Source organism: Mycobacterium sp. ACS4331 (assembly GCF_001667265.1).
Classification (GTDB): Bacteria; Actinomycetota; Actinomycetes; order Mycobacteriales; family Mycobacteriaceae; genus Mycobacterium.
In genome coordinates this window covers 47,717-70,345 of record NZ_LZHW01000044.1, presented here as the reverse complement: position 1 = coordinate 70,345, position 22,629 = coordinate 47,717, and the positions used below count along the sequence as shown (strand labels likewise).

The window sequence follows — 22,629 nt, the reverse complement described above, 5'->3', positions numbered from 1 at the left end:
CACCACCAACACCGCAAACGCCATCTCTTTGAACACCAACACCGGACGCCAACTCGGGGTGGACGAACACCGGCAACCCCAACTCCGGCGACACCAACACCGGCAACGCCAACTCCGGCAACACCAACACCGGCGACTACAACTCCGGGCACACGAACACCGGACATCAGAACTCCGGCGACACCAACACCGGAAACCAGAACTCCGGCAACACGAACACCGGGGACAACAACTCCGGGAACACCAACACCGGCAACGGCAACTCGGGCAGCACCAACACGGGCAATTACAACACCGGGGACACCAACACCGGAGACCACAACAGCGGCAACCTGAACACGGGCGACTGGAACTCCGGGAACAGGAACACCGGGAACCACCAGGCCGGCCACGGCCCGATCTGGGTGGTCAGTTCAGGTGAGAACAACGAGTTAAGTGCGGGATCCTCCGGGTACAGCAATGCGGCAAGCGCTGGAACGTCGGGGTACTACAACGGCGGCTCGGCGGGCAACTCAGGGTGGAACAACTTTCTGGGTGCAGGCAACTCCGGGACCGGCAACGCCGGACTGGGCGGCGGTAACTCGGGGTCCGGGCACAACGGCGTCGGCGGCGGCAACTCGGGCAGCGACAACGACGGCGTCATCGGCGGCAACTCCGGCAACAACAACTCCGGAGTCGGCAATGCGGGCAGCTGGAACTCCGGCAGTGCCGGCAGTTCCGGTGACCACAACGGCGGCTCCGGCGGCAATTCGGGATTCGGCAACAGTGGCGGTCTCGGCCAGTCGGGTTCGGGAAACAGCGGGGGCGCGGGGAACTCGGGATCCGGGAACCACGGGTCGGCGGGCAGTTCAGGCCAGGGCAACGGAGGCAGCGGTGGGAACTCCGGATCGTCCAACAGCGGTGCGGTCGGCCAGTCCGGTTCCAACAATGCCGGTGGCGCGGGGAACTCGGGTTCGGGCAACAGTGGAGCGCTCGGCAATTCCGGGCAGCTCAACGCCGGCAGCGGCGGGAACTCCGGATCGCACAACAACGGCTCGGCAGGCCAGTCCGGGTCCTACAACAGCGGCGGTGCGGGCAGCTCGGGGTCGGGAAACCACGGCGCGGCGGGTAATTCGGGGACGAACAACGCGGGCAGTGCGGGACAGTCGGGTTCGGGGAACAACGGTGGTGCGGGTTCTTCGGGCACGAACAACAATGCCGCGCTGGGAAGTTCGGGCAGCGGCAATCACGGCAACGGTGGCGGTTCGGGTTCGAACAATGCGGGCAGTGCGGGCAGCTCAGGATCGGGCAACTCGGGCACGGCGGGCAGTTCCGGCAGCGGCAACATCGGTGGCGGCAACTCGGGCGAGGGCAACATCGGGATCGGCAGCTCCGGCACCACCAACCCCGGCGCCGGGAACTCGGGGGAGAACAACCCCGGCATCGGCAACGCGGGCTACGACAACATCGGCGCCGGCAACTCCGGCGGCGGCAACAATGGCGACGGGAACATCGGCCTCGGCACGTCAGGCACCAACAACCTCAGCCTGGGCAGCTCGGGGCACCGCAACCCGGGCATCGGAAGTTCGGGATCCTTCAACATCGGGGCGGGCACGTCGGGTCATCTCAACCCGTTCTCCGGGAACTCCGGCCTGCTCACCTTCGGGTTGGGCAGTTCGGGGCTGCTGACGCCCGGCGCGGGCAACTCCGGCGCCCTCAACTGGGGTGCGGGCGTCTCAGGTCTGCTCATCCTGGGGACCGGGAACTCCGGTCTGCTGATCGCCGGCGTCGGAAACTCCGGCAAGATGATCCTCGGTGTCGGCAACTCAGGAGATCTGAACCTCGGCGCCTGGCTGTCGGGCGGGTTGAATCCCGGGGTGTACACCGCCGGACTTCTCGGCGTCGGTTACCTCCCGCGCGCGCTGTACCTCGCGAATCTGATCTTCGTGGCGCTGATCACCCCATGAAGATCTGGGCCCTTCGGGTACCGGCCCAGTCGGCCATCGGAAATCCCGGCTGAGCGTCACACAGTGAGAGCATCAGGACGGCCTGACTGACGGCGACCAGACCGTAGTCACACGTCCACGTCGGCCGCGACATCTGCCAGACCAGCACACCGTCGCTGGCCATCTCGAACCGCGTCAGGCGCATCGGCTCCCCGGGTCCCTGCGGGGCCAGGCCCACGGCGTCGCCGCTGCACGCGCTCACCGCACTGAACCCATCCCGGACGACCGTGCCCGGATCGATCGGACTGGCGTAGACACTCGCGGCCTCGGCCATCAGGGCCGTGCCGGGCGATGTGTAGGCGCTCTCTGCCTGCTGGACCGCTCCCGGCGGTACCAGGGGAGAATTCTTGAAGAGCACCGCGGCGTTGCAGGTCGGCGGGTCGGCGCTGGTGAAGTAGTTGGGCCCCACGGGGATTGAGGTCACCGGTCCGGCGGGGGTCTCGGCACCCGACGACAGCAGCAGACCCGCGGCGTCGGGCGGCGGCGCGACCGTGGTGGTCGTCGTCGGCGTCGTGGTGACAGACGCGCTCGTCGTGGCGGTACCGGGCGCGGCCTGCGGGGTGCCCGCGGTCAGGTCGCTGCAACCGGTCAACAGTCCGATGCTGACGGCGACGGTCCAAGCGAGGCCTACATGCGGGGTGTGCATACGGTGAAGCTACCCCGAGCAGAGGTCCCACACGGGCACCAGAATGCGGGCGGGGGGCGGCGACCGCAGTGGTCATCGCCCCCCGTCCGCACGTTGCGAAAGCGTCAGCCGATTCGGATCAGCTTCTTGTTCACGAACTCGTCGATGCCGTAACGACCCAGTTCGCGGCCGAAACCGGACCGCTTGATGCCGCCGAAGGGCAGTTCGACGCCGTCGGCGCCGACGACGTTGACGAACACCATTCCGGCTTCGATCTTGTCGGCGACCCGCAGCGCCTGCTCCGGGTCGGCGGTGAACACATACGAGCCCAGTCCGAATGGGGTGTCGTTGGCGAGTTCGACGGCCTCGTCCTCGTCGGCCACCTTGTAGACCGTCGCGACGGGTCCGAACAGCTCCTCCTTGTACGACGGTGAGTCGGGCGTGACGCCGGTGAGCACGCCGGGCGGGAAGTGCGCGCCCCTGCGCTCGCCGGCGGAGGTCAGCTTGGCGCCGCTCTCGACGGCCCTGCTCACCTGCTGCTCGAGGCGTTCGGCGGCGGCCACCGACGACAGCGGGGCGAGGCTGCCCGCCGCGCCGAGCACCTTCGCGGTGAACTTCTCCAGGAAGTCGTCATAGATGTCGGCGGCGACGATGAACCGCTTGGCGGCGTTGCAGGCCTGCCCGGTGTTCTCGAACCGGCCGTTGAACGCGGCCTCGACCGTCTCGTCGAGGTTGTCGGTGGACAGCACGATGAACGGGTCGGACCCGCCGAGTTCCAGGACGACCTTCTTGAGGTTGCGGCCGGCGATCTCGGCCACTGCCGCGCCGGCGCGCTCCGAGCCGGTCAACGAGACGCCCTGCACGCGCGGGTCGGCGATGGCGTCGGCGATCTGCTCGTTGGTCGCGTAGACGTTGACGTAGGCACCCTTGGGGTAGCCGGCGTCATCGAAGATCTTCTGCATGGCCGCGGCGGACTCGGGGCACTGCGGTGCGTGCTTGAGCACGATGGTGTTGCCCAGCGTCAGGTTCGGGCCGGCGAACCGTGCGACCTGGTAGTACGGGTAGTTCCACGGCATGATGCCCAGCAGCACACCCACGGGTGTCCGTTTGATCACCGCACTGCCCTCGCCGTCGAGCAGGTCGATGGGCTCGTCGGCCAGGAACTTCTCGGCGTTGTCTGCGTAGTACTCATAGATGGCGGCGGCGAACTCGACCTCACCCTTGGCGTCGTCGAACGGTTTGCCCATCTCGCGCACGATGATCTTGGCCAGTTCCTCGGCCCGTTCGGCGTGCAGCTGCCCGACCCTGCGGATGAGCGCGGCGCGGTCGGCGACCGTCGTCGTCTTCGACCACTCCTTGAACGCCTTGGCGGCCGAGGCCAGCGCCTCCTCGATCTGCTCGTCGGTTGCGGTCGGGTATTCCTGCACCGTCTCGCCGGTTGCGGGATCGACCACGGCGTACAGGCTCATAACGCGCTCTCCTTTGGTTCTTCGGATCGTTCCGTTCAGACCACCCTAGGCTGACGGGTACGCCATGTGCGAGGCGTTGCGGCGACGAAATCCGTCGGTTCCGTTCTACAGCGTCGTGCCCGCGGTGGTGCTCAACCCGCCGTCGACGGGAATCACCGCACCGGTCACGAAACTGGCGGCGCGCGATGCCAGATAGATCGCCACGCCGATCATGTCCTCGTCCCGCCCGATGCGCCCGACGGGAGTCGCGGAGGCCAGTCGGTCGCCGACGGCGTCCAGGGTCGCGGCCATCATCTTGGACCGGAACGGGCCCGGGGCGATCGCGTTGACCAGGATGTCAGGAGCGAGCACATGCGCCATGTGCCGGGTGAGCTGATGCAGCCCGGCCTTGGACGCCGAGTACGAGAACGTGGGGGTTCGGGGCACAATGAGGCCGTCGATCGAGCCCACGTTGATCACGCGCGCTGGATCGTCGTCGTCACGAGCGGCCTCCAGCAGGGGCCGGGCCGCCTGGGTCAGCACGAAGGGCGTTTTGACGTTGAGCGTCAGGACCTTGTCGAACGCCTCGGGGGGAAACGTGTCGAAGGGCTCACCCCACACCGCCCCGGCGTTGTTGACGAGGATGTGCAGGCGCTCCTCGCGCGCGGCGACCGCGTCGATGAGCGCCCCGCACTGCTCGACATCGCTGACATCGGCCGGGATCGCCTGCACGTCGCCGAACTCGGACAACGACTCGCGCGCCGCGGTGCACGCGGCTTCTTTGCGTGACGAGATGTAGACCTTGGCGCCCGCGCGCAGATAGCCCTCGGCGATCATCAGGCCGATCCCGCTCGTACCGCCGGTGATGAGGGCGGTCTTGCCGGCGATGGAGAAGAGTTCATCAAGCACCCCCGCAATGTAGACGTGCCCGAAGACCGTGACTAGATGGACCGACTGGTCTATGCTGAGACCGACTTCGGCGAAGGGGTGGTCCGTGAGCGATCAGAGGTCTGAACCCCAGCCCACCGCGTGCATCCTGTGCGAATGCAACTGCGGCATCGTCGTGGCGACCGAGGGGCGCGCGCTCGCGAAGATCCGCGGTGACAAGGACCATCCCGGGACTCGTGGTTACACCTGCAACAAAGCCCTGAGGTTGGACCACTACCAGAACAACCGGGCCCGGCTGACGTCCCCGATGCGCCGCCGCGCTGACGGCAGCTATGAGGAGATCGACTGGGACACCGCAATTTCCGAGATCGCCGAGAAGTTCACCCAAATCCGTGACACGTACGGCGGCGACAAGGTCTTCTACTACGGCGGCGGCGGTCAGGGCAATCACCTCGGCGGCGCCTACAGCGGTGCGTTCCTCAAGGCCATCGGTGCCCGGTACCGATCGAACGCCCTTGCGCAGGAGAAGACGGGCGAGGGCTGGGTCGACAGTCTGCTCTACGGTGGGCACACCCGCGGCGAGTTCGAGCACGCCGAAGTCTCGGTGTTCGTCGGCAAGAACCCGTGGATGTCGCAGAGCTTTCCGCGTGCACGGGTGGTGCTCAACGAGATCGCCAAGGACCCGACCCGATCGATGGTCGTGCTGGATCCGGTTCTGACCGACACCGCGAAGATGGCCGATTTCCACCTGCGCGTCACACCCGGCACCGACGCCTGGTGCCTGGCCGCGATGGCGGCTGTGCTGGTGCAGGAGAACCTGTGCGACGAGGCGTTTCTCGCCGACCACGTCACCGGAGTCGATGCCGTCAAGGCGGTGCTTCGCGAAGTGGACGTCGCCGCGTATGCCGCGCACAGCGGGGTCGACGAGGAACTGCTGCGCAGCGCCGCGCGCCGGATCGCCTCCGCCGCCAGCGTCGCGGTGTTCGAGGACCTCGGTGTCCAGCAGGCCCCGAACAGCACCCTGTGCTCCTACCTCGACAAGATGCTGTGGATCCTCACCGGCAGCTTCGCCAAACGTGGTGGCCAGCATCTGCATTCGTGGATGGCGCCGCTGTTCTCACCCGGCGGGGTGGGCCGGACGCCGGTCACCGGGGCGCCGGTTATCGGCGGGCTCACGCCGAGCAACGTTGTGCCACAGGAGATTCTGACCGATCACCCGGACCGGTTCCGGGCCATGATCGTCGAGAGCAGCAACCCGGCGCACTCCATCGCCGACTCGGCGCAGGTCGCGGCCGCCCTGCAGGCCCTGGAACTCGTCGTGGTCATCGACGTCGCGATGACTGAGACCGCGCGCCTGGCCCACTATGTGCTGCCCGCGGCGTCTCAGTTCGAGAAGGTCGAGGCGACATTCTTCAACCTGGAATTCCCGCACAACACCTTCCACCTGAGGCACCCGATGCTCGATCCCGCCGAGGGCACGCTGCCCGAACCCGAGATCTGGGCCCGCCTGATGCGCGCACTGGGCTTCGTCGACGACGCGGACCTCGAACCACTGCGCCGCGCGGCCCTGGACGGGCTCGACGCCTACGCGCAGGCATTCCTGACCGCGGTGTCGACCGTGCCGACCCTGGCCAAGGCCCTGCCCTATGTGCTCTACGAGACGCTCGGACCGACCCTGCCCGACGGTCTGCGGGGCGCCGCGGCGGTGTGGGGTCTGGCGCAGAAGGTCGCGATGACCTACCCGGAGGCCATGCGTCGTGCTGGGCACGCCGACGGCAACGCGCTCTTCGAAGCGATCCTCGCCAACCCCTCGGGCGTCACGTTCACGGTGCACGACTACGCCGACGACTTCGCGCTCATCACGCACGCCGACCGCCGGATCGCCCTCGAGATCCCCGAACTGCTCGACGAACTGCGCCGGTTGCCGTCCGCGCCGCCGAAGCTGACCACCGATGAGTTCCCCATCGTGCTGGCCGCGGGGGAGCGACGGGCCTACACCGCCAACGACATCCTGCGGGATCCGAGTTGGCGCAGGCGCGACGGCGACGGCGCGTTGCGGATCAGCGTCGAGGACGCCCAGGCGCTGGGGCTCGTCGACGGTGCGCGCGCCAGGGTCACGACGGCGGCGGGCACTGCCGAGGCCACCGTCGAGGTCAGCGACGCGATGCTGCCGGGCCACGCCGCGCTTCCGAACGGCTTCGGCCTGGACTACACCGCCGAGGACGGCACCGTCACCGTGCCCGGCGTGGCCCCCAACGCGTTGACCTCATCCGACTGGCGCGACGCCTTCGCCGGGACGCCGTGGCACAAGCATGTGCCCGCGCGGATCGAGGCACTCGCCGGCTGACCAGGGCGTCATCGGATCGCGGTTCCGCGCGCCTCGCTTCGGCCCAACGTGGCGCCCAACAGCAGCATCAGCACGGCCAGGATGAGGTGCAGCCAGTTGTCGGCGACGTTGAGAGGCACGAAGTTCGCGCCCGACTGATGGTCGATCACCAATCCGTAGATCCACAGGACGGCGTAGATGAGGCCGCTGCCGATCAGGAATGCGCGGGCACCGGAGAAGGTGCGCGACAACACCAGTCCGGCCACGCCGAACGCCAGGTGAACCAGGTTGTGCAGCACTGACACGTTGAACACGCCCAGGAGCAGAGCACCTGAGTGATGTCCGGCGAAGGACAGCTGGTCGTAGTGTGTCGTGATGCCCGGGATGAATCCCAGAATCCCCACCAGCAGGAACACCGCGCCCACCGCGAGCGCCGCGGTCTGAACCGGTGTCTGCGTGCGCTCGGAGAGCGCGTTCGGCTTCGGTTGTCCTGTTGTCATGTCGTCCTCCCAGTTGAGATGTGTTGACCCCGCAGAGTGGCGTTTCCGAACGGGGCGCGACTAAACATCGACTCGTCGGAGTTTGAATGCGCTGGTACCGGGTAGGACCACTGCGTGACCTCGTTGTGGCTTTCCAACCGACCCGATCCCGTCCGCCCCTATGACGGTTCTGACTGCTCAGCCGATGTGGTCGTCGTCGGTGCGGGCCTGACGGGCCTGGTCACCGCGGTGTTGTTGGCGCGCGCCGGCAAGCAGGTCGTGGTGCTCGAGGCCCGTCATGTGGGTGCCTGCGCCAGCGGTAACACGACCGGCAAAGTCAGCGTCCTTCAGGGAACGACGTTGTCGCGGATCGCGAAGCGGCACAACACCGATGTGTTGCGTGCCTACGTCGCCGGCAACCAGGAGGGTCGCGAGTGGCTGCTGCGCCACTGCGATGCGCACGGCCTCAGTGCCCAGCGCGAGGACGCCTACACCTATGCGCAGAGCGCCAGCGGCGTCGACCAGGTTCGGTCCGAGTTCAGGGCCTGTCGTGAGGCCGGATTGGACGTGCACTGGGACGACGACGCCGACGTCCCGTTCCCGTACCACGGCGGGGTTCGGTTGCCGGAGCAGGCGCAGATCGACCCGGTACCGGTGCTGCAGAGCCTGGTCGTCGAACTCGAACAGCACGGCGGACGTGTGCTGCAGGGTGTGCGGGCCCGCTCGGTGCGCGGCTCCCGTCCGCTGCGGGTGCACGCTGCGGTGCTGCCCGCCGACGACGGCCCCGAGTTCACGGTCACCGCAACCGACTGCATCCTGGCCACCGGCATCCCGATCCTCGATCGCGGGGCGTTCTTCGCCCGACTCCACCCACAACGGTCCTACTGCCTGGCTTTCGACGTGCCCGGACCGCTGACACGACCGATGTTCCTGTCCGCGGACGCACCGACCCGGTCGGTCCGCTACGCGTTCGGGGAGACCGGGGAGAAACTCGTCGTGGGTGGCGCGGGGCACACCGTGGGCCGCGGCTCGAACGTCCGCGGGGATCTGCAGGAACTCACCGAGTGGGCGCAGAAGCACTATCCGGGAGCGGTCCGCACCCATCAGTGGTCGGCGCAGGACTACACGCCCGCCGCGGGCCTGCCCTATGCCGGACCGCTGCTGCCCGGCAGCGAGAACATCTTTGTGGCAACGGGTTTCGCCAAGTGGGGGATGACCAATGGAGTCGCGTCGGCATTGGCGCTCTCCAGTCGGATTCTCGGCGGACGGATGGACTGGGCGAGCGCCTTCGGAAGCTGGGACGTGCACGAGCTGTCCGGGCTTCCCACCGCGGCGAAGTACAACGCCGAGGTCGGACTCAACCTCGCCCGCGGGTGGATCAGCACCCTGGTGCCCCACTCGGCGCCGAGTCCCGATCACGCCGTGGTGTCCGGCCCGCCGTGGAATCCGCGCGCGCACAGCAGCGTCGACGGTGTCGAGTGCTCGCCGTCAGCGGTGTGCCCCCATCTCGGCGGCATCGTGTCGTGGAATGACGCCGACCGATCGTGGGACTGCCCGCTGCACGGATCGCGGTTCGCTCCGGACGGGACTCTGCTGGAGGGGCCCGCGACAAGCGATCTCGCGACGTGATCAGCGAGGACAGCAGTCGTTCTGTCGACCGGAAGCCAGCCGGTCGCGGTCAGCGAGGAGACCGAGGACTCAACGCAGACAGGGAACGGAAGAGATCGCCCAGAGCCGAGGCGGCCCAGCACATCACGTCGTAGTGCACGGCGGTGCCCGACGACGGCACCGGCTTGGCCCTACGACGCCCGCCAAAAGCGGGGATACCGGTCATCGTGCCCCCTTTCCTGTGTCTCGTACGTACCCGGTGAGGATCGGACCAAAACGGTCCGCGCGCAGGTCCGCCGTGCCTGCCGACACTGAGCTCGCACGATGACGAGGTCATCGCGGCCGGCGCGATTCCCGCGGTGGCAGGCGTGCTGGCGGGCTTTGTGACAATGTCTCGGTGACCACCGCAGCAGAGTTCAACATCGCCGAGGTCTTTGGCGCCGTCGCCGCCGCGCACCCCGACCGGGACTGCGTGGTCTTCGGCGATCGGCGCAGCACCTTCGCCGCCGTCGACGACCGGACGCGCCGCCTGGCCAGCGTGCTGCACGAGTGGGGCCTGGGGGCGCACACCGAGCGCGAGCAGTTGGCCGGGCACCAGTCCGGGCAGAGCCACCTCGCGCTGTACCTGACCAACTGCGGCGAGTACCTCGAGGGGATGCTGGGCGCCTATCGTGCGCGCGTCGCGCCGTTCAACGTCAACTACCGGTACGTCGCAGACGAACTCACCTACGTTCTGGACAACGCGAACACCGCGGCCGTGATGTACCACGCGCAGTTCGCGCCGACGTTGGCCACCGCACTGGACCGACTCCCGCCGATGCGACTCATCCACGTCGACGACGGTTCCGGGGTGGCGCCGCTGCCCGGCGCCGTCCGCTACGAGGACCTGCTGGCCGCGGCGTCGCCGCAACCGCTCGATCTCGAGCTGTCACCGGACGATCTCTACGTCCTCTACACCGGCGGCACGACTGGCATGCCCAAGGGTGTGCTGTGGCGTCAGCACGACATCTATGTCAACGCCATGGGCGGCCGGGCGTTCGGCACGGGTGAGGTGCTGCCGAACCTCGAGGCGGTCGTCGCGCGTTCGCAGCGTCCGACTCCGGGGTCATTGGCGTGTGCGCCGCTGATGCACGGCGCGGCACAGTGGTCGGCCTTCAGCTGCATCCTGGCGGGCCGCACGTTTGTGATGTCCTCGACGACAAGTCATTTCGATGCCGAGGAAGCCTGGGAACTGGCCGCCCGGGAGAAGGTCGGCATGCTGCTGATCGTCGGCGACGCCTTCGCCAAACCGCTGGCTGACGCGCTGGAGGCCAACCCCGGTCGCTGGGATCTGGCCAACCTGGCCACGGTCGGCAGCGGCGGCGCCCTGTTCACCGGCGGTGTCAAACAGCGTCTGTTGGCGCAGCTGCCGCACCTGAGCATCCTGGACGCCGGCGGTTCGTCGGAGACCGGATCGCAGATGGGCCAGATCACCAAGGCCACGGAAGCTCCCAGCGCGCCTATGCCGGCCACGGGCATTGGGAGATTCGCGCCCAACCCCGGTGCGGTCGTGGTCAGCGAGGACCTGACGCGCATCCTGACACCGGGGGACGGCGAAATCGGTTGGCTGGCACAGCAGAACCTGGTCCCGCTGGGCTACCTCGACGACGCGGAGAAGTCGGCCCGCACCTTCCCGCTGATCGACGGGGTCCGGCATTCGGTACCCGGTGACCGGGCCCGCTGGCTCGCCGACGGCTCGATCGATCTGTTGGGCCGCGATTCGGTCACCATCAACTCCGGTGGCGAGAAGATCTTCGCCGAAGAGGTCGAGGCCGCGCTCGGACATCACCGCGCCGTGTACGACGTCGTGGTGGTCGGTCGGCCGAGTGCGCGGTGGGGGAGCGAAGTTGTCGCGCTGGTCCAACTCGCACCGGGGGTGCGCGCCGACGACGTGACCGCCGAGCAGATCGTCGCCGAGGCCGCACGTCATATCGCGCGCTACAAGCTGCCCAAGGACATTCTGTTCTGTCCCAAGGTGATGCGCTCTCCCTCCGGCAAGCCCGACTATCGCTGGGCCAAGGCCGCGGCCGCCGAAGGGATCTGAGCACCGGCGCGCCCGACCCAGCCGCGCGCGGCCCCGCGACACGGCCGGATGGTGTAATCCGGGGCGTGCATCCACGAACCCGCCACGGCCTGCTCACCCGGGACGCCTTGGGGCTTTCCGCCACCGAAGCGTTCGTTCTCATCGCCGTCGCCACCATCCTGATCACCAGGGCCTACCTCGAGTTGACCGGGTATCCGCAGATCGGCGGGGGCACACTGCATATCGCGCACGCGCTGTGGGGCGGTGCGCTGATGATGGTGGCGCTGGTGCTCGGCTGGATGACGTTGGGCCGCGGGCCACGGATTCTTTCAGTGCTGCTCGGCGGCGTCGGCTTCGGCCTGTTCCTGGACGAGGTCGGCAAGTTCGTCACCAAGGACAACGACTACTTCTACGGCCCGGCCGCCGAGATCATGTACATCCTGGTCGTCGCGATCCTTCTCGGCGCTCGCGTGGTCCGCGAGGTCCGGCCACTCTCGGCGCGTGAATGCCTCGCGTCAGCCGCCCGGCTGGCCGCTGACGGCCTCGCCCGGGGCCTGTCCGACCATCACCGCGAGATCGGCCTGCGCCTGGTGGAGGAGGCACAGAACGGTGGTGCCGACCGGGCCGACACCGACCGCGTGCGCGCGCTGCTCCTGGGCGCCGCGGGCGCTCCGGATCGGCTGTACCGACTGCAGCACTGGGCGCCCACCCTGATCCCCGACCTCTTCCGCAGCCCACGCTGGGTCCCGATCGTCGGGTGGCTGCTGGTGATCAGCGCGGTCGCCGGAGTGCTCTTCGGGACGTTGAACATCGCCCTTGGCGGCTTCCTCTACGAACACGAGGATGTCCGGCTCGAATTGGACGCTCCCACACCGTCATCGGTGATCCTGCTCATCACCGCCACGCTGACCGCGGCCCTGGCAGTGCCTGCGATGATCGGACGACGACGCAACCCAGAGGCGGTGTGGCCCCTGCGCTGGCTGCGCAACGCCGCACTGATCTCCACGTTCCTCAACGCCCTGGTGGACTTCGCGACCCAGGGGTTCGGTGCGCTGTCCAGCATGGCGATCGGCCTGTTCACCCTCGCGGTGCTGACGTATCAACTCGACGCGGCCGCGCACCGTGAGGTCAACTCAACCGGGTCGGAGGGACCTCGTCATCGCCCTCGAGGAACTCCCGAATCGCGACAAACCCCTCATGCCGCCACGCCGTGATGGCCCACACGAGCGCGATGACGGGCACCGGGCCGAATGCGGCCCACCAGCGGGCGTTGGGCGGCAGCAGATCTGCGATCACCTCGCTGCGCGGCGTGCCGTCAACCAGCGCCGGCAACCACTCGTTGAGCAGGATCGTCAGCATCCGGGTGATCTCGAACGGTCCGATCACGGTGGCCGTCGACCAGGACAGGCATGCGATCACCAACGCCCACGGCCAGGCCAGCATGAGCGACTGATCGTCGACGATGTCGGCCGAGGACCGAATCGACTCAGCGATGAACGCGAACCCCAGCACCGCCAGCAGGACACCCACCTGCGCGGCCAGCAGGTCGTCGATCACGGAATTGGCCAGTTCGTCGCCGCGTCGCGTCGGCAACCCGATGGCCAGCGAGATCAACCCCGCCACCAGAGCCAGCAGCGTCAGATGCGACGACGAGTCGCTGACCCGCCGAAAGGACTCGTTGAGGATTCGCACCACGAGCTTCGAGGACGCCCCGGGCCGGGTGCGGTACAGGATCATCACGACGAGCCCGGAGAGCACGATCGAGGTCAGCCATGCGACCACTGCGGTGCAGATGATCACCAGCGCCATCGAGCCGATCAGCGGCACCAGCAGGGCGTCCTCGTCGGGGCCGCCGCGCACCACCAGCAGTGGCACCACGCCGATCGCCAGCACCCCCAGCGCGCGCACCACCAGCGGGAAGGTGAAGAGGGTGAGGTCGGTCGCGTCGAGGTCGGGGTCGCGGCGCCGAATCGCGGCGAGTTCGGCGTTGAGCACGGAACGCGCTTTGCGCAGCGACGGCTTCCCCGGCACAGCGCGAATCTAGACCGCCCGCAGGTACCGCCGCGTGACGACACGCTGGACGAGCGAGGTCGCGGGTGCGCCGAGGCGGCTCCACCACGTGGCGTGCCGGGAGAAGGCGACCACCTCAGAGTGGACCGCGTCATCGGCGGGGTCGTAGCGAACCGCGAACCGCTCCTCACCGCTCTCGGCGTGACCGGGCAGCGTGCCGTAGGCGAAGCCCCGGCAGTTCGGGTCGTCGACGACGTAGACCACCCGGCACGGCGCCCAGATCGGCCCGAGGCGACCGAGCACACCGGTGCCCACCTCCGCGACCTCGGTGTCGGCCACCACCCGCACACCCGCGCCGCGCAGCATGCCGTAGCGCATGACCCGCTCGGCGGCCTCGGCAAAGCGTTCTCGGCCGGTGCCGATCCGCGCTGAGCGCCGGACGTGGTGGTACCCCGCGGGCAGCCTCGCGTCGTCGCCGGTGGCTCCCACCTCGGCATAGGTCAGGGGCAGGTCGGCGAGGTCCGCGAGTCTCACGCAGCCAGCCTTGCACGCCCTCCGGTGGGCGTGGGGGCATCGGCAGGCAATACGGTGTGGGAATGGCCAACGAGCAGCACGCCGGCGGCGGATTCAACATCCCGGAGCCCACCACCAAGGGCGGCCCCGACTTCGGCCGGTTCGTGGCGGGACTGCGTGACCTGCAGAACCGGGCCCGCACGATCGATGCGCCCGACGAGGTGATCACCGAGGCCGCCGAACTGCTGAACAAACTGAACTCCCTGCTCGACCCGTATGACGGAGACGAGTGGACGACGCCGTCGGGCCGTCGTTTCGACCTTCCGCAACGGGGCGGCATCCTCGGTGTCCCCACCGATCTGGCTCGCACCGAGGACGGCCGCGTCGGCGGCACGGTCCGGTTCGGCCGGTTCTACCTCGGCCGCAACGGTGCGGTGCACGGTGGAGCACTGGGCCTGCTGTTCGACTCGGTGATGGGGTTCACGGCCGCGGTGCTGACCGGACGCATGCACCAGCGCACGGCGTACCTGCACATCGACTACCGCAAGATCGTCCCGGTGGAACGGACGCTGCGGCTCGACGCCGGAATACGCAGCCAGGAGGGCCGCAAGATCTTCGTCGAGGCGAGCCTCTACGACGATGACGACGGCGGCGCGCTGCTGACCGAGGCCAACGCCCTGTTCGTCAAGCTCAAGCCGGGGCAGCCGTGAAACCCGACGTCCGCCGCTGGGCCCGCTGGCGCGACCGCCTCCGGGAGCGTCGCATGGCCAATCAGGTGTACCGCGTCGTCGTCGTCGGCGTCGTCGGTCTGCTGGTGCTGGGCATCGGCATCCTGGCGATCCCGTACCCGGGGCCCGGGTGGGCGATTGTGTTCGTCGGCCTGGGCATCCTGGCCTCGGAGTTCGACTGGGCACGGCGACTGCTGGACTGGGTCCGGGTGCGCTACAACCGGTTCATGGCCTGGTTCTGGCTTCAGGGCTGGTGGGTCAAGGCCTTCGGTGTCGTGTTCACCGCGGCCGTCGTGCTGGCGACCCTGTGGGTGTTGGGCGCCGCCGGATGGACGGCCGGGCTGGTGGGAATCGACTGGCCGTGGCTCAAGAGCCCGCTCGGGCTCGGGTCGTGAGTGCAAACGGGCTGTGCGCCCCCGATAGCATGGTTCGCGGTCCGATACACCGGCACCTGACCTGTGCCCACGACAACTGGAGAAGAGACCGATGAGCGCCCCCGTAACCCCCGTTGCAGCAGCCCCTGTCCGGGTTCCTGCCGGGACCACCGCGGGCGCCGCGGTGCGCGAGGCGGGACTGCCGGGCCGCGGCGAACCCGACGCCATCGTCGTGGTGGCCGACGCCGACGGCAGGCTGCGCGACCTCAGCTGGACGCCGGACACCGACGTCGAGGTGACGCCCGTGGCCGCCGACACCGAGGCCGGCCGCAGCGTCATCCGGCACTCGGCGGCCCACGTGCTGGCCCAGGCAGTGCAGGATCTGTTTCCCGACGCCAAGCTGGGCATCGGCCCGCCGATCACCGACGGGTTCTACTACGACTTCGACGTCGCCGAGCCCTTCACACCCGAGGACCTCGCAAAGCTCGAGAAGCGGATGGCCAAGATCGTCAAGGACGGTCAGCTGTTCGACCGCCGGGTCTACGAGTCCAAGGACGCGGCCCGCGCCGAACTGGCCGGTGAGCCCTACAAGCTCGAACTCGTCGACGACAAGTCCGGCGATCTTGCCTCATCGGACGAAGTGATGGAGATAGGCGGCGACGAGCTGACCGCCTATGACAACCTCAATCCCCGGACCCGGGAACGGATCTGGGGCGACCTCTGCCGTGGCCCGCACATCCCCACCACGCGCTACATCCCCGCGTTCAAGCTGACCCGCAGTTCGGCGGCCTACTGGCGCGGAGACCAGCGCAACGCCAGCCTGCAGCGCATCTACGGCACGGCCTGGGAGTCGCAGGAGGCCCTGGACCGCCACCTCGAGTTGATCGAGGAGGCGCAGCGTCGCGACCACCGCAAGCTCGGGGTGGAACTCGACCTGTTCAGCTTCCCCGACGAGCTGGGATCGGGCCTGCCGGTGTTCCACCCCAAAGGTGGCGTCATCCGGCGCGAGCTCGAGGACTACTCGCGGCGCAAGCACGCCGAGGCGGGCTACGAGTTCGTCAACACCCCGCACATCACCAAGGAACAGCTGTACGTCACGTCAGGGCACCTCGAGTGGTACGCCGACGGCATGTACCCCGCGATGCACATCGACGCCGAGTACAACGACGACGGCACGTTGCGCAAGCCTGGGCAGAACTACTACCTCAAGCCCATGAACTGCCCCATGCACCACCTGATCTACCGGTCCCGGGGGCGTTCCTACCGCGAGCTGCCGCTGCGGCTGTTCGAGTTCGGTTCGGTGTACCGGTACGAGAAGTCCGGCGTGGTGCACGGCCTGACCCGGGTGCGCGGGATGACCCAGGACGACGCGCACATCTACACCACGCGCGAGCAGATGCGCGACGAGTTGGCCTCGCTGCTGCAGTTCGTGCTGGACCTGCTGTCGGACTATGGACTCGACGACTTCTACCTCGAACTGTCCACCAAGGACCCCGACAAGTACGTCGGCTCCGACGAGGTGTGGGACGAGGCCACCGCGACGCTGCGCGAGGTGGCCGAGTCCTCGGGCCTGGAGCTGGTGCCCGACCCGGGCGGCGCGGCGTTCTACGGCCCCAAGATTTCGGTGCAGGTCAAGGACGCGTTGGGCCGCAACTGGCAGATGTCGACCATTCAGTTGGACTTCAACATGCCCGAGCGGTTCGAGTTGGAGTACACCGCCGCCGACGGCACCCGTAAGCGCCCCGTCCTGATCCACCGCGCGCTGTTCGGGTCCATCGAGCGGTTCTTCGGCGTGCTCACCGAGCATTACGCGGGCGCGTTCCCGGCCTGGCTGGCGCCCGTGCAGGCGGTCGGCGTTCCGGTCGCCGACGCGCACGTGGATTACCTCGAAGACGTTGCAGCGCAACTGCGTTCGCAGGGACTGCGGGCCGAGGTCGACTCCAGCGACGACCGGATGGCGAAGAAGATCGTCAACCAGACCAACATGAAGGTGCCCTTCATGCTGCTGGCCGGCGACCGCGATGTCGAGGCCTCGGCCGTGTCGTTCAGATTCGCCGACCGCACCCAGATCAACGGTGTCCCTCGTGATGTCGCGGTCGCGGTGATCGCGAAGTGGGTCGCCGACCGCCGAAACGAGGTTCCCACCGCTGATCTGGTCAGCGTGCTGATCGAGGAGGGCGCCGCGACGTGACCGAGGAGCGCGGGGAACTCGTCGATTCGGGGGTCGGGGTGCCCGACCATCTGCAGCGGTTGTGGACGCCGTACCGGATGAACTACATCGTCGGCGCGGTCGACGCCCGCAATTCACAGGGTTCGGCGGGTTCCAAGCAGCCGTTCACCGACATCCCGCAGATGTCCGACGAGGACGGTCTGGTGGTCGCGCGCGGTGAACTCGTCTACGCGGTGCTCAACCTCTACCCGTACAACCCGGGGCATCTGATGGTGGTGCCGTACCGCCGGGTTGCCGAACTCGAGGACCTCAGCGGTGCCGAGAGCGCCGAACTGATGGCGTTCACGCAGAAGGCCATCCGCGTGATGAAGGGCGTCTCCAACCCGGACGGTTTCAACGTGGGCCTGAACCTGGGCAAGTCGGCCGGCGGCTCACTGGCCGAGCATCTGCACATGCACATCGTGCCGAGGTGGGCCGGGGACGCCAACTTCATCACCGTCATCGGTGACTCCAAGGTGATCCCGCAGCTTCTGCGCGACACCCGCGCCCTGCTCGCCGAGGAATGGTCGCGCCAGTCGTGAGTGACTTCTACCTGATGACTCGGGCGGCCTACGCCAAGCTCAGCGGGCCGGTCGCCAGAGTCGCGCTCAAGGCCGGGCTGACGCCCGACAGCATCACCATCGTCGGCACCGCGGGCACCGTGATCGCGGCCCTCACGCTGTTCCCGATCGGTCAGCTGTGGTGGGGCGCGGTGGCGGTCTGGTTCTTCGTACTGGCCGACATGCTCGACGGTGCGATGGCGCGGGAACGCGGATACGGCACCCGATTCGGGGCCGTGCTCGACGCGACGTGCGACCGGATCGCCGACGGAGCCGTGTTCTGCGGTCTGCTGTGGTGGGCGACGTTCGGCCTGCACAGCACGCCGCTGGCGGTCGCGACCATGATCTGCCTGGTGACCTCCCAGGTCATCTCCTATGTGAAGGCCCGCGCCGAGGCCAGTGGGCTGCGCGGTGACGGCGGGCTGATCGAACGTCCCGAGCGCCTGATCATCGTGCTGGTCGGCGCGGGCCTCTCGGGCCTGCCGTTCCACGCGATGCCGTGGATCCTCGATGGCGCGATGTGGATTCTTGCGGTTGCGAGCCTGGTGACGCTGGCCCAGCGCGTGCACACCGTGCGCTGCTCGACCGGCGCCATGGATCCGCTGCCCACCGACGTCCCGTCGACGTCGGCTGAGGGAACACCGACGTCCAACGACACTCCCGACGAGTCCGAGTCAGGCGGCCGCTGATGTCCACACCCACCTCGGGTCTTCCAGGCGCGCCCAAGCTGCCCCGTTTCACCAACGGACTCACCGGCCAACTGTCCGACTGGGGATACGCGGCGGGTTGGCGACTGGTGCGGGCGTTGCCGGAGTTCGCCGCCCGCAACACATTCGAGGCCGGCGCGCTGTACGCCGCACGCGGTGGCGGTCCCGCTCAGCTGCGGAAGAACCTGGCCCGCGTGCTCGGCGTGGCGCCCGATGAGGTGCCGACGTCGCTGATCCGCGCGTCCCTGGCCTCCTACGCGCGGTACTGGCGGGAGGCGTTCCGACTGCCGTCGATGGATCTCGCGGCGGTGGCACGGCGTCTCGACGAGGTGTTCATCGGCGCCGACGTGCTGCGCGGTGCGCATGCCGCGGGCCGCGCCGGCGTCATCGCGCTGCCGCACAGCGGCAACTGGGACATGGCCGGCGTCTGGCTCGCCCAGGAGTTCGGCACGTTCGCCACCGTGGCCGAACGGCTCAAACCGGAGTCGCTGTACACCCGATTCCTCGAGTACCGCGAGAGTCTGGGCTTCGAGGTGTTCCCGCTCTCGGGCGGTGAGCGCCCACCCTTCGAGGTGCTCAGTGAGCGCCTGCGCGACAACACGTTCGTGTGCCTGATGGCTGACCGTGACCTGACCCGTTCGGGGGTGGAGGTCGACTTCTTCGGGGAGGCGACGCGGTTGCCCGGCGGGCCCGCGCGGCTGGCGCTCGAAACCGGGGCCCCGCTGATTCCGGCGCACATCCATTACCGCGGCGACGACTGCGTGGTGCACGTCTTCGAGCCGCTGGACACCAGTTCGGGTGACGTCACGGCGATCACCCAGGCGCTCGCGGACACCTTTGCGCACGCGATCGCCGCCCATCCTGAGGATTGGCACATGCTGCAACCCCAGTGGCTGGCCGATCTGTCCGAAGAACGGCGCAGGCGGTTGGACCGGGCTCAGGAGAGCTGATGCGCATCGGCATGGTGTGTCCGTACTCGTTCGACGTGCCAGGTGGTGTGCAGGCCCACGTGCTTCAGCTGGCGGAAGTGCTGCGCGCCGACGGCCACGAGGTCAGCGTGCTGGCGCCGGCCTCACCGCATGTGAAGCTGCCGGACTGGGTGGTGTCGGGCGGCAAGGCCGTGCCGATCCCGTACAACGGTTCGGTGGCCCGGCTGAGATTCGGCCCCGCGACGCACCGCAAGGTCAAGAAGTGGCTCATTCAGGGCGATTTCGACGTCCTGCACCTGCATGAGCCGAACGCTCCGAGCCTGTCGATGCTCGCGTTGCAGGCGGCCGAGGGGCCCATCGTGGCGACCTTCCACACCTCGACCACGAAATCCCTGACGCTGTCGGTCTTTCAGGGCATTCTGCGCCCGTACCACGAGAAGATCGTTGGCCGAATCGCGGTGTCCGACCTCGCGCGACGCTGGCAGATGGAGGCACTGGGCTCGGACGCGGTGGAGATTCCCAACGGGGTCGACGTCGCCTCGTTCGCTGAAGCGGAACCGCTTCCGGGGTACCCGAGACCGGGAAGAACCGTGCTGTTCCTCGGCCGATACGACGAACCCCGCAAGGGTATGGCGGTGCTCCTGGGTGCACTGCCCACCCTGGTCGAGCATTTCCCCGACGTCGAGATCCTGATCGTGGGCCGCGGCGATGAGGACGAACTGCGTTCGGAGGCAGGCGATCTGGCGTCGCACCTGCGCTTCCTCGGCCAGGTGGACGACGCCGAGAAGGCGTCGGCGATGCGCAGCGCCGACGTGTACTGCGCGCCGCACACGGGAGGGGAGAGCTTCGGCATCGTGCTCGTCGAGGCGATGGCCGCGGGCACCCCGGTGGTGGCCAGCGAACTCGACGCGTTCCGGCGCGTGCTGCTCGACGGTGAGGCCGGTCGCCTGGTCGCGGTCGACGACTCCGCGGCCCTGGCCGAGGCGCTGACAGCGGTGCTGTCCGACGACGCCGAGCGCGCACGGTTGACCGCGGCGGGCGCCGAGGCGGTGCAGCGCTACGACTGGTCGGTGGTGTCCCGGCAGATCCTGCGCGTCTACGAGACCGTCGCGGGCTCGGGCACCAAGGTCAAGGTGGCCACCTGATGACGATTGTGCTGATCGTCGTCGGCGTCGTGGCGCTCGTGACGTTCGCGTTGATCGGCCTGTGGGCCTACCAGACCGCCAACCGGCTGGACCGCCTGCACGTCCGCTACGACCTGTCCTGGCAGGCCCTGGACGCGGCCCTGGCACGCCGGGCCGTCGTGGCCCGCGCGGTGTCCGCCGCAGCCTACTCGGCGCCGGGCGCCGAACCCGAGGGCCGCCGGCTGACTCGGCTCGCCGATGCCGCCGAACGGGCATCCCGTCCGCAGCGGGAGACCGCGGAGAACGAACTGTCGGCGGGCCTGGCGATGGTCGACACATCCCGGCTGCCGACCGCGCTGGTGGCCGAACTGGCCGACGCCGAGGCCCGCGTGCTGCTGGCGCGGCGTTTCCACAACGACGCGGTCCGCGACACCCTCGCGCTGCGGCAGCGGCCGGCGGTGCGCGTGCTGAAACTCGGGGGGCGGGCCCCGCTGCCGGTCTACTTCGAGATCGCCGAGCGGGCGGTCGAACCGGATCAGGGGGAGACCGCGACGCGCACCTCGGCGCGGGTGGTTCTGCTCGACGAGACGGGTTCGGTGCTGCTGTTCTGCGGGTCGGATCCGACGATCACCGACGGCACCGCGACGCGGTTCTGGTTCACCGTCGGCGGTCAGGCCCTGCCCGGTGAGCGGCTGGCCACGGCCGCGGCCCGGGAACTGGCCGAGGAGACGGGCCTGCGGGTCGGCGGCGCGGAGCTGATCGGGCCGATCTGGCGGCGGGACGCGATCGTGGACTTCAACGGTTCGGTGGTGCGCAGCCAGGAGTACTTCTTCGTGCACCGGACCGCTCGTTTCGAGCCCTCCGACGCCGGCCGCACCGAATTGGAGCATCGCTACATCCACGGCCACCGGTGGTGTGATTCCGATAACATCGCGGCCCTGGCCGCAGCCGGGGAGACGGTCTACCCCAAGCAGTTGGGCGAACTGCTGGCGAGCGCGAATGACGTGGCATTACACGGTCAGCCCGTCGCCGAATCCGACGATCTGGGGCTGCGCGCCATCCAGTGATCGGCGTCCGCAAATCCGATTTGCTGCCCCCCTTAGACTGGTCGAGGGATCGACTAAGGAGAGACAGCAGTGGACAGCGCGGCTCACAACAATGGGTCGGCTACCGGCCAGACCGGTACTGCGCGCGTCAAGCGCGGTATGGCGGAGATGCTCAAGGGCGGCGTCATCATGGATGTCGTCACGCCGGAGCAGGCCAGGATCGCCGAGGGTGCTGGTGCGGTGGCCGTGATGGCTCTCGAGCGCGTACCCGCCGACATCCGCGCCCAGGGTGGGGTGTCGCGGATGAGCGACCCCGACATGATCGAGGGAATCATCTCCGCGGTGACCATCCCGGTGATGGCCAAGGCCCGCATCGGGCATTTCGTTGAGGCGCAGATCCTGCAGAGCCTCGGCGTGGACTACATCGACGAGTCCGAGGTGCTCACCCCCGCCGACTACACCAACCACATCGACAAGTGGCGTTTCACTGTGCCTTTCGTGTGCGGTGCGACCAATCTCGGTGAGGCGCTTCGGCGGATCACCGAGGGCGCGGCCATGATCCGCTCCAAGGGTGAGGCCGGCACCGGTGATGTGTCGAACGCGACCACCCACATGCGCAAGATCGGCGGCGAGATCCGCCGGCTGACGTCGCTGTCGGAGGACGAGTTGTTCGTGGCGGCCAAGGAGCTGCAGGCGCCGTATGAGTTGGTGGCCGAGGTGGCCCGGGCCGGCAAGCTGCCGGTGACGCTGTTCACCGCGGGCGGCATCGCGACTCCGGCTGATGCGGCGATGATGATGCAGCTCGGTGCCGAGGGCGTGTTCGTCGGCTCGGGCATCTTCAAGTCGGGGGATCCGGCGGCCCGTGCGGCGGCGATCGTGAAGGCCACCACGTTCTACGACGACCCTGACGTGCTGGCCAAGGTCTCGCGCGGACTCGGGGAGGCGATGGTCGGCATCAACGTCGAGGACATCGCGGCGCCGCACCGCCTCGCCGAACGCGGCTGGTAA

Annotated in this window: 20 protein-coding genes and 1 pseudogene; 15 read left to right on the top strand and 6 right to left on the bottom strand. The window is 68.4% G+C overall.

Annotated elements, in window-relative coordinates; genetic code table 11:
• Positions 1–59 precede the first annotated feature (59 nt).
• Both A5727_RS28455 and A5727_RS28370 read left to right on the top strand, forming a co-directional pair.
• Positions 60–335: pseudogene (locus A5727_RS28455) on the top strand (pentapeptide repeat-containing protein); the annotation flags it as partial.
• A 69-nt stretch (positions 336–404) separates the two neighbouring features.
• Complete coding sequence (locus A5727_RS28370; protein WP_068248951.1) at positions 405–1,946, top strand: hypothetical protein; 1,542 nt, start codon at positions 405–407, stop codon at positions 1,944–1,946.
• On the opposite strand, the gene A5727_RS11280 is transcribed toward A5727_RS28370, so the two are convergent.
• From A5727_RS11280 to A5727_RS11270, 3 genes are all read right to left on the bottom strand, one after another.
• Positions 1,936–2,631 carry a hypothetical protein gene (locus tag A5727_RS11280; protein WP_231992038.1) on the bottom strand — a complete coding sequence of 232 codons (696 nt, stop codon included), beginning with the start codon at positions 2,629–2,631 and terminating at the stop codon, positions 1,936–1,938. The genes A5727_RS28370 and A5727_RS11280 overlap by 11 nt on opposite strands.
• Positions 2,632–2,735: 104 nt before the next feature.
• A complete protein-coding gene (locus A5727_RS11275; protein ID WP_068248949.1) occupies positions 2,736–4,079 on the bottom strand; it encodes an NAD-dependent succinate-semialdehyde dehydrogenase in 1,344 nt (447 codons plus the stop codon).
• Positions 4,080–4,184: 105 nt separating this feature from the next.
• Positions 4,185–4,967, bottom strand: a complete 783-nt coding sequence (locus A5727_RS11270; RefSeq protein ID WP_068248947.1) for an SDR family oxidoreductase — start codon at positions 4,965–4,967, stop codon at positions 4,185–4,187.
• An 85-nt stretch (positions 4,968–5,052) separates the two neighbouring features.
• On the opposite strand from A5727_RS11270, the gene A5727_RS11265 reads away from it, so the two are divergent.
• The gene (locus A5727_RS11265; protein WP_231992037.1) at positions 5,053–7,293 is read left to right on the top strand and encodes a molybdopterin-dependent oxidoreductase; all 2,241 of its coding nucleotides are present in this window, start codon (positions 5,053–5,055) and stop codon (positions 7,291–7,293) included.
• 8 nt (positions 7,294–7,301) lie between these two features.
• Here A5727_RS11265 and A5727_RS11260 read toward each other — a convergent pair whose 3' ends face one another.
• Positions 7,302–7,772: a DUF4383 domain-containing protein gene (locus A5727_RS11260; protein ID WP_068248943.1), complete on the bottom strand. Its 471-nt coding sequence runs from the start codon at positions 7,770–7,772 to the stop codon at positions 7,302–7,304.
• Positions 7,773–7,886: 114 nt separating this feature from the next.
• Between A5727_RS11260 and A5727_RS11255 the strand changes: the two genes are divergently transcribed.
• The 3 genes from A5727_RS11255 to A5727_RS11245 all read left to right on the top strand — a co-directional run bounded on the left by A5727_RS11255 (position 7,887) and on the right by A5727_RS11245 (position 12,635).
• Positions 7,887–9,380 (top strand): FAD-dependent oxidoreductase, encoded by a 1,494-nt coding sequence (locus tag A5727_RS11255; protein WP_068248941.1) that lies wholly within the window; start codon positions 7,887–7,889, stop codon positions 9,378–9,380.
• 376 nt (positions 9,381–9,756) lie between these two features.
• Complete coding sequence (locus A5727_RS11250; RefSeq protein WP_068248939.1) at positions 9,757–11,442, top strand: acyl-CoA synthetase; 1,686 nt, start codon at positions 9,757–9,759, stop codon at positions 11,440–11,442.
• Positions 11,443–11,507: 65 nt separating this feature from the next.
• Positions 11,508–12,635 carry a hypothetical protein gene (locus tag A5727_RS11245; protein WP_068248937.1) on the top strand — a complete coding sequence of 376 codons (1,128 nt, stop codon included), beginning with the start codon at positions 11,508–11,510 and terminating at the stop codon, positions 12,633–12,635.
• Here the strand turns inward: A5727_RS11245 and A5727_RS11240 are convergent.
• Both A5727_RS11240 and A5727_RS11235 read right to left on the bottom strand, forming a co-directional pair.
• Complete coding sequence (locus tag A5727_RS11240) at positions 12,550–13,452, bottom strand: hypothetical protein (protein WP_068248934.1); 903 nt, start codon at positions 13,450–13,452, stop codon at positions 12,550–12,552. The genes A5727_RS11245 and A5727_RS11240 overlap by 86 nt on opposite strands.
• 9 nt (positions 13,453–13,461) lie before the next feature.
• On the bottom strand, positions 13,462–13,965 hold the full coding sequence (locus A5727_RS11235) for a DUF1990 domain-containing protein (protein ID WP_068248932.1): 504 nt from the start codon (positions 13,963–13,965) through the stop codon (positions 13,462–13,464).
• A 62-nt stretch (positions 13,966–14,027) separates the two neighbouring features.
• On the opposite strand from A5727_RS11235, the gene A5727_RS11230 reads away from it, so the two are divergent.
• The 9 genes from A5727_RS11230 to pdxS all read left to right on the top strand — a co-directional run bounded on the left by A5727_RS11230 (position 14,028) and on the right by pdxS (position 22,629).
• On the top strand, positions 14,028–14,654 hold the full coding sequence (locus tag A5727_RS11230) for a PaaI family thioesterase (RefSeq protein ID WP_068248930.1): 627 nt from the start codon (positions 14,028–14,030) through the stop codon (positions 14,652–14,654).
• Between the two features lie 53 nt (positions 14,655–14,707).
• Positions 14,708–15,067, top strand: a complete 360-nt coding sequence (locus A5727_RS11225; protein WP_082949744.1) for a TIGR02611 family protein — start codon at positions 14,708–14,710, stop codon at positions 15,065–15,067.
• Between the two features lie 91 nt (positions 15,068–15,158).
• Complete coding sequence (gene thrS, locus A5727_RS11220; RefSeq protein ID WP_068248924.1) at positions 15,159–17,237, top strand: threonine--tRNA ligase; 2,079 nt, start codon at positions 15,159–15,161, stop codon at positions 17,235–17,237.
• Entirely contained in the window at positions 17,234–17,797 is a 564-nt protein-coding gene (locus tag A5727_RS11215) for an ATP adenylyltransferase (RefSeq protein ID WP_068248916.1), read from the top strand. The genes thrS and A5727_RS11215 overlap by 4 nt, the downstream gene beginning before the upstream one ends.
• A complete protein-coding gene (gene pgsA / locus A5727_RS11210) occupies positions 17,794–18,504 on the top strand; it encodes a phosphatidylinositol phosphate synthase (RefSeq protein WP_068248962.1) in 711 nt (236 codons plus the stop codon). Before A5727_RS11215 ends, pgsA begins: the two co-directional genes overlap by 4 nt.
• On the top strand, positions 18,504–19,472 hold the full coding sequence (locus A5727_RS11205) for a phosphatidylinositol mannoside acyltransferase (RefSeq protein ID WP_068248915.1): 969 nt from the start codon (positions 18,504–18,506) through the stop codon (positions 19,470–19,472). Before pgsA ends, A5727_RS11205 begins: the two co-directional genes overlap by 1 nt.
• Positions 19,472–20,596: a glycosyltransferase family 4 protein gene (locus A5727_RS11200; protein WP_068248914.1), complete on the top strand. Its 1,125-nt coding sequence runs from the start codon at positions 19,472–19,474 to the stop codon at positions 20,594–20,596. Before A5727_RS11205 ends, A5727_RS11200 begins: the two co-directional genes overlap by 1 nt.
• The gene (locus A5727_RS11195) at positions 20,596–21,642 is read left to right on the top strand and encodes an NUDIX hydrolase (protein ID WP_068248912.1); all 1,047 of its coding nucleotides are present in this window, start codon (positions 20,596–20,598) and stop codon (positions 21,640–21,642) included. Before A5727_RS11200 ends, A5727_RS11195 begins: the two co-directional genes overlap by 1 nt.
• A gap of 69 nt (positions 21,643–21,711) precedes the next feature.
• Positions 21,712–22,629 (top strand): pyridoxal 5'-phosphate synthase lyase subunit PdxS, encoded by a 918-nt coding sequence (gene pdxS / locus A5727_RS11190; protein ID WP_068248910.1) that lies wholly within the window; start codon positions 21,712–21,714, stop codon positions 22,627–22,629.